This is a genomic window from Candidatus Symbiopectobacterium sp. NZEC135 (assembly GCF_025962695.1).
Genome location: NZ_JAGFPF010000630.1, coordinates 1 through 1,112, shown reverse-complemented (window position 1 = coordinate 1,112; position 1,112 = coordinate 1). Strand labels below are relative to the sequence as shown.

Sequence of the window (1,112 nt, the reverse complement as noted above, 5' to 3'; positions counted from 1 at the left end):
CCACAGACCAATGCTTTTTGCTTATCCAGCAGAAAAGGGCGCAAATAACCGACGGTATTGGACATTGGCAGAACATCGTCATGCAATGGAATGTGTAATACTGCTTCCAGATACGTTCTGCGAGTGAGGATTCGCTGCCACAGCGCCGGGTACGAGGAGGCTAATTCGGCACGCAGATCTGCGTCAGCCAGTGCCACCGTATCTTCTATGCTGGCACCTGCATAGCCAGCTACCGAAGGGATAATATCGCTCTGCAACAGCATACCGCTGGCGAGCGCGATGGGAGAATCTTGGCTGATGGGTGAACAGAGCCACTCTTCATCGGCCACCAAATGGCCTGGATTCAGATGCCAGTGAAACCGCTCTTTGGGCAGAACCTCCTCGATTAATGCGTAGATCTCCCCGCCCGTGATACCGACGTGAAGCGCGGTTAACCAACAGACCACGGCGTGATAATACGGAATGGCGACACGTTCCAGATAGTCATTGGTTTTGGCTGGCAGCATCTCGCGATGTTTTACCACATAGGCCGCTCGGCTGCTGAGCCCGCCTTTAAAACCGGCGGTGAGGGAAAACTTATCACCGAGCGCTATCTTTTTATCGCTGGGATAAAGCCGGGCTTGCTCAAAGCGATCGCCGGTAGCCGCGATGGTCACCACGGTGTGAGGTTGCCCTTCGGCAGCCAGCAGCGCAGCAATCTCTTTTTCTGTTTTACCAATCTCTATCGCATTAAGCGCATTCAGCATGGCCGTGGAGGCCAGATTCGCCCCGTATTCATAGTGTGCCAGCTCGTTGGCGTTGTTGATGGTGCGCACGCCCCCGTTGGGAGAAATGAAAATACCGGTGGCATTCACCAACGCAGCGGTGGAGGGCAGCGCGCTCCGAATGCTCTGATAAATAAAATGCGGAATATCAAACATGGCTGGGTCTGAAGGTCCGTTTAACTTCAGGTGTTTCCAGCCAACAATGCCGACACGCTGGCAAAGCGGAATGCCTGACTGCGCAAGCAATGTGGTGAGATCGAAATCGGGCGGCATTGGCTGATCGGGCAGAGAGAAGCAGGGCGCGTGCAAAACGGTGCCGTGCAGTCGGGCGTGAGGCACCAGCTTGAG

At 54.9% G+C, this 1,112-nt stretch carries 1 protein-coding gene; it reads right to left on the bottom strand.

What is annotated here, in order from left to right; genetic code table 11:
* On the bottom strand, window positions 1–1,112 hold a 1,112-nt coding region (locus tag J5224_RS29305), incomplete at both ends, for a M24 family metallopeptidase (RefSeq protein WP_264628586.1).